Source organism: Rosenbergiella metrosideri (assembly GCF_022602565.1).
GTDB lineage: Bacteria > Pseudomonadota > Gammaproteobacteria > Enterobacterales > Enterobacteriaceae > Rosenbergiella > Rosenbergiella metrosideri.
The window spans coordinates 84,102-90,199 of sequence record NZ_JALBCV010000012.1 but is presented as its reverse complement, the minus strand read 5'-3'; the positions used below and the strand labels follow the sequence as shown (position 1 = coordinate 90,199).

The 6,098-nt window shown below is 34.6% G+C and carries 7 protein-coding genes; all 7 read left to right on the top strand.

Annotation, left to right across the window (positions count from 1 at the left end):
- Window positions 1-893, top strand: an 893-nt coding sequence (locus MKR94_RS12115) for an oligosaccharide flippase family protein (protein ID WP_241647144.1), incomplete at its 5' end; no start/stop codon positions are given.
- The gene (locus tag MKR94_RS12110) at window positions 883-1,992 is read left to right on the top strand and encodes a glycosyltransferase family 4 protein (protein ID WP_241647143.1); all 1,110 of its coding nucleotides are present in this window, start codon (window positions 883-885) and stop codon (window positions 1,990-1,992) included. The genes MKR94_RS12115 and MKR94_RS12110, both read left to right, overlap by 11 nt.
- Window positions 1,976-2,947, top strand: coding sequence for a family 43 glycosylhydrolase (locus MKR94_RS12105; protein WP_241647142.1), 972 nt, complete (start codon window positions 1,976-1,978; stop codon window positions 2,945-2,947). Before MKR94_RS12110 ends, MKR94_RS12105 begins: the two co-directional genes overlap by 17 nt.
- A gap of 42 nt (window positions 2,948-2,989) precedes the next feature.
- Window positions 2,990-4,051, top strand: coding sequence for a dTDP-glucose 4,6-dehydratase (gene rffG / locus MKR94_RS12100; RefSeq protein ID WP_277755657.1), 1,062 nt, complete (start codon window positions 2,990-2,992; stop codon window positions 4,049-4,051).
- Window positions 4,052-4,068: 17 nt separating this feature from the next.
- Window positions 4,069-4,938, top strand: coding sequence for a glucose-1-phosphate thymidylyltransferase RfbA (gene rfbA / locus MKR94_RS12095; protein ID WP_241647141.1), 870 nt, complete (start codon window positions 4,069-4,071; stop codon window positions 4,936-4,938).
- Complete coding sequence (rfbC, locus tag MKR94_RS12090; RefSeq protein ID WP_241647140.1) at window positions 4,939-5,472, top strand: dTDP-4-dehydrorhamnose 3,5-epimerase; 534 nt, start codon at window positions 4,939-4,941, stop codon at window positions 5,470-5,472.
- Window positions 5,473-5,485: 13 nt separating this feature from the next.
- Window positions 5,486-6,098 (top strand): FAD-dependent oxidoreductase (locus MKR94_RS12085; RefSeq protein WP_241647139.1); only part of this gene is annotated, 613 nt, incomplete at its 3' end.

Below are 6,098 nucleotides of genomic sequence, written 5' to 3'. Positions count from 1 at the left end.
TTTATAATTCTTACATCAACAGTTATCTGATTTGCTATATTGGGCTTATTGGTAACGCATATTATCCTAACTGGCTATTTCAGGGGCTTGAGAAATTAAAAGATATATCAATAGTTACGTTAGTTACTAAAATAATTGTTTTCTCCATTACATTAATCTTTGTCAAAGGGCCTAATGACTTAAACATTGCTTTATTAATTTATAGTTTAAGTTTCGTTATTCCTACGATAATTTTAACCTTTTATTCATATAAAGTTAACGAAACAAAATTCTGTAAGGTTTCTAAAGTTGATGTTTATAAATCCCTAAAAGAATCTGTGCCAATATTTATTTCGAATATATCGACAAGTCTTTATACTAGTTTAAATTCCTTAATACTATCAAGGTTTGTACCGATTGAATTAGTTGGAATGTATTATTCATCGGAACGCATTCGAGTAGCATTACAATCACTATTAAACCCTATTTCACAAGCTGTATATCCAAGGGTTTGCAATGCAGGCCAAGATCTATTTAACAGGTATTCATCAGTATTTCTTATTTTTGGGTTTTGTTTATCAGTAGCATGTGCCATTTTTTCTGTTTTTTTTGGAGATTTATATTTCGGATATAAATTCACTATGTCGAGTAAATATCTGACCCTTATGTCTCCACTTATTTTTATAATCAGTTTTGGTGTAGTTTATGGCCAATGGTTTCTAGTGGCTAAAAACCTGAACAAAGTTTTTAGTAAAATATATATTTTATCTTCCCTATTTCATCTGATTCACGTTTTCCCTTTAGTTTACTTTTTTGGAGTATGGGGAGTGATCGCTTCATCTCTCATCACGCAAACAATCATTTCATCTAGTATGTTAATTTTTTATATGAAAAGGAAAAAAAATGAAGCGTAAAATCATTATACTTCATGAATATGGAGCGAAAGATCACTACACTGCTCTATTTCATTTACAGAAAAAAGGTTTACTAGATATCTCCGAAAGAGAATTTAATCTGTCCTCTTCATTGAAAAAATTTATTAAAAAAAGGACATCCTTCGAATTCAAAAGATTTCTGATGAATTTCTTCTGGCTATCTAAATCATTTATATTTCCAATATCTAACAAAAATATAACTATTATACTCGGCATTGCACCTTTTGATTGGAAACTTATTCTTATTAAAAGGATTACTAAGTATTCTAATGTTGTATTGCATACTTCCTGGACTTCGTGGAATGATAATTTTCATCCTCGTAAAAATATTTTTTTATCGAGTAGAATAAAATCACTATGGCGTAATTATATCTTGAATTGCGTAAGCGGTGTTGCTGCAGTTACACCTACGGTAAAAAACGAAATTATTAAATTTTGTGAAAATTCATTAGTTGAAAAAAAAATAGAGATTGTTTATCACGCTATCCATGATATAAGTGACATTCAAAGAATTAAAAAAAACGATAATCTCACTGTATTATTTGTTGGGAATATTATAGAGCAAAAAGGAATTAATAAAATAATTACCATCTCAGAGTTAAATGAAGATGTTATGTTTAAATTTATTGGTAAAGGCAAGCTTAGTGATTCAATAGAAAAATCGAAGAGTAAAAATATTGAATATTTAGGTTATATAAATAATAAAAAAGAGCTTTACAAAAACTATGTTACCGCAGATGTGATAATCTTACCATCTTTACGCCGTGGAAAATGGGAAGAGCTTTTTGGTATAGCACTTGCCGAAGCCATGTATCATGGTTGTGTTCCATTAGTCACTAATCATCCGGGCCCAGCAACTATTTTATCGGGTAGTTTTTTGACAAAAAATATTTTTACTGAGGACGATTTTATTGATGATGCAAGCAAGGAAATAAAAAAGATGAAAGGTGATCCCTCCTATCTTTCTAACCTCAAACGTGAAGCTAATATGTGTGCATCAAGTTTCACTGCTGAGAATATATCCAAAGCTTGGATGAAATTAATTGAAATTGAGGTGGGAAATGTCAAAGATCTATGAATTTTTCATAAAGTTTTTTTTGATTCAATCTCTTTTGATAAGTAGCATTAGCTACAGTGCTGAAGTAATCCCGCCTAATGCTAAATTTATAAGTGTTTTTTTTCACAACGATAGTGATACTAAAATAAATTTTTACAACTCAGTGGATGGAAAAAAATTTCTTCTAAATGATAATATTAAAAGTAAATATTTCTATGGAAGAGATCCAAATTTAATTTTTTTCAAAAACAATTGGTACTTGGCTCATACAGGAGTCAATCGCTTTTTAAACGGAAAATACTCTCCTTTCGGTGATTTTACCATTCTCAAGAGTACCGACCTGAATAATTGGACTTCAAAAGCAGTACCTGCATATGGAAACAACAATTTACGCGGCATGAAAGGAAGTGCCATTGGCGGCAATGTAGATAAAATAGTTAGCTTATGGGCACCAACCTTTTTCATCTACCATTCTAAATTATATATTACTTTTTCTGTGGCAATTAATAAGAGTATTTCAAATGAAAATAGTTCCGGTCAAGATTTCTTTTCTACTGCATTGGTTAAAGTTAAGGACCTCACTAAATTAACAATTAGTTTACCTAAGATTATTATAAATCCTATTACTGACTCTATTATTGACACACAGTTATTTGATGGTAAAGATGGTTTTATATATTCTGTATCAAAAAGCGAAATAAATGGAGATATAATTTTTAATAAATCGAAAGATCTTTCATCTAAGTTTCATGAGTTTAGTCGGATAAAATTCAAGTCTAAATATGGTTTTATGGTAGAGGCTCCAAATGTTGTTTGGAATAATAAATATAAAGAATGGTTTATGTATTTAGATAGACCTGCATCAAATGGAAAGTATTATTATTTGACGTCCATAAATTTAAAGGAATGGAGTCATCCGAAATTAGTAAATACTCGATCTTCCATAAGGCATGGGAATGTGATTAATATAAAGTAAATTTTCCCTAAATTTTTGATATATAATTTTTGGTGGTCAATTATGCGTTTTTTTATAACAGGCGGTGCTGGTTTCATCGGATCAGCCGTTGTTCGTAACATTATTAAAAATACACAAGATGAAGTTGTTGTTATTGATAGTTTGACTTATGCTGGGAATTTGGAGTCTTTGAATTCAATTAATGAAAATAACCGTTTTCATTTCGAAAATGTTGATATCTGTGATCGGGCCGAATTAGATCGGGTATTTGTACAATATCAACCCGATGCTGTGATGCATTTAGCCGCAGAAAGTCACGTTGACCGTTCAATCGACGGCCCTGCAGCATTCATTGAAACCAATATTGTTGGCACCTATAAATTATTAGAATCGGCTCGTAAGTACTGGAACGGCCTTGAACTAGATAAGAAGCAAGCGTTTCGTTTTCACCATATTTCTACTGATGAAGTGTATGGTGATCTGCATGGTACCGATGATTTGTTTAGCGAAACTACCCCTTATGCGCCAAGCAGCCCTTACTCTGCGTCTAAAGCATCAAGTGACCACCTAGTGCGGGCTTGGCAGCGTACTTACGGACTACCAACCATAGTGACTAATTGTTCGAATAATTATGGTCCTTACCATTTCCCAGAAAAATTAATCCCACTGATTATTCTTAATGCACTATCCGGGAAATCGCTCCCTGTTTACGGTGATGGTTCTCAAATCCGTGACTGGTTATATGTAGAAGATCATGCCCGAGCACTATACAAAGTCGTTACCGAAGGGGTTGTAGGCGAAACTTACAATATCGGTGGTCACAATGAACGTAAAAATATCGACGTCGTTAAAACGATTTGCCAACTGTTGGAAGAACTGGTGCCGAACAAACCTAACGGTCTTGACCACTATGCCGACCTAATTACATATGTTAAAGATCGCCCAGGTCATGATGTACGTTATGCCATTGATGCCAGCAAAATTGCCAAAGAACTAGACTGGACTCCAGCAGAGACCTTCGAATCAGGTATCCGTAAAACAGTCGAATGGTATTTAAATAATGAAACCTGGTGGCAACGTGTACTGGATGGTTCATACGCTGGCGAACGTTTAGGCTCAATCTAATTTGGAAACGATAAATAATGAAAGGTATTGTATTAGCCGGTGGATCCGGGACCCGTTTATATCCCATCACTCAAGGTGTCTCGAAGCAGTTAATGCCTATTTACGATAAACCGATGGTTTTTTACCCAATTTCTGTACTAATGATGGCGGGAATCCGCGAAATTTTAATTATCTCCACACCAGACGATATGCCGGGCTTTGAACGTCTTCTGGGTGACGGTTGCCAATTTGGGGTTGAATTCAGTTATGCGATTCAACCTAGCCCGGATGGTTTAGCTCAAGCATTTATTATCGGTGAAGAGTTTATTAATGGGGATAGCTGTGCATTAGTCCTTGGCGATAATATTTATTTCGGTGAAAGCTTCGGTAAGAAGCTTGACAACGTGGTAAAGCGTAATGAAGGTGCAACAGTATTTGGATATCAAGTTCTTGATCCTGAGCGTTTCGGCGTAGTCGAGTTCGATGAAAATAATCGCGCGATTTCTTTAAAAGAGAAACCAGAGCAGCCAAAATCCAACTGGGCTGTGACCGGTCTTTACTTCTATGACAAAGATGTGGTTGAGATGGCGAAAAAGGTTAAACCTTCTCACCGTGGTGAACTTGAAATCACTACCCTCAATGAAATGTATCTTGAGAAAAATAGCCTTCATGTAGAGAAGCTTGGCCGCGGCTTTGCCTGGTTAGATACTGGAACTCACGATAGCCTATTAGAAGCCTCTCAATTTATCCATACCATTGAAAAACGCCAAGGCTATAAAGTCGCTTGCCTAGAAGAGATTGCCTATAAAAAAGGTTGGTTAACCAAAGAGCAAGTGGCAACACAAGCTAAATTACTTGCCAAAACTGGTTATGGTCAATATTTACAACGTTTAGTGGATGCTGAGTAAATGCAAATTATCGATACTAAAATAGCCGATGTAAAAATCATTCAACCCAAAGTCTTTGGTGATGAACGAGGTTTCTTTTTAGAGACCTTCGAAGCTAATCGCTATAAACAAGCACTGAATATTGATTTAGATTTTGTACAAGATAATCATTCTCGTTCTTCAAAAGGCGTACTGCGTGGCTTGCACTTTCAAACTAAAAACCCGCAAGGGAAATTAGTGCGTTGTGTACGTGGAGAAGTATTTGATGTCGCAGTAGATATTCGAAAAGAGTCACCGACTTTTGGTCAATGGGCTGGTGTTTTATTATCTGAAGAAAATAAAACTCAATTTTGGATCCCGCCAGGATTGGCTCATGGCTTCCTTGTACTATCCTCTATAGCAGATTTCGAATATAAATGTACAGATTATTACAAACCAGGGTTTGAAGGCTGCTTAGCTTGGGATGATCCCACTGTTAATATTGACTGGCCAATCGATTGTGTTCCACTATTATCTGAAAAAGATAATTCTGGAAAGTTATTAATAAATTTATAAAAAAGGGTTTTTCATGAAATTTCTGATTGTTGGCGCTGGTTTTACCGGTGCAGTAGTTGGCAGACAGTTAGCAGAAAAAGGTCATCAAATTACAATCATAGATCAGAGGGATCATATTGCAGGGAATTGCTATACCCAACGGGATGAGAACACTAATATAATGGAGCACGTATATGGTCCTCATATTTTTCACACGGATAACGAAGAAGTTTGGAGATATATATCTCAGTTTTGTGAAATGGTTCCTTTCAAAAATCAAGTAAAAACTACTTATAATGATAAAGTTTACTCATTACCCATTAATTTACATACAATTAACCAATTTTATGAAAGATGTTTTTCACCTAGTGAAGCAAGAACGTTCATTGAAGAAATATCTGACCAATCTATAATAGATCCTAAGAATTTCGAAGAGCAAGCAATTAAGTTTATTGGGCGCGACTTGTACGAAGCTTTTTTTAAGGGATACACAATCAAGCAATGGGGTGTCAACCCTACAGAATTACCATCAAGTATATTAAAAAGGCTACCTGTCAGATTTAATTATGATGATAATTATTTTTCTCATAAATATCAAGGTATCCCTCGCCTTGGATACACTGATATTTTTAATAAGATATTAGATC

What these genes read in the sequence shown, in the direction of transcription:
- rfbC (WP_241647140.1), top strand. Translation starts at nt 4,939, where the DNA reads ATGCAAATTATCGATACTAAAATAGCCGATGTAAAAATCATTCAACCC.
- rffG (WP_277755657.1), top strand. Translation starts at nt 2,990, where the DNA reads ATGCGTTTTTTTATAACAGGCGGTGCTGGTTTCATCGGATCAGCCGTT.
- MKR94_RS12105 (WP_241647142.1), top strand. Translation starts at nt 1,976, where the DNA reads ATGTCAAAGATCTATGAATTTTTCATAAAGTTTTTTTTGATTCAATCT.
- MKR94_RS12110 (WP_241647143.1), top strand. Translation starts at nt 883, where the DNA reads ATGAAGCGTAAAATCATTATACTTCATGAATATGGAGCGAAAGATCAC.
- rfbA (WP_241647141.1), top strand. Translation starts at nt 4,069, where the DNA reads ATGAAAGGTATTGTATTAGCCGGTGGATCCGGGACCCGTTTATATCCC.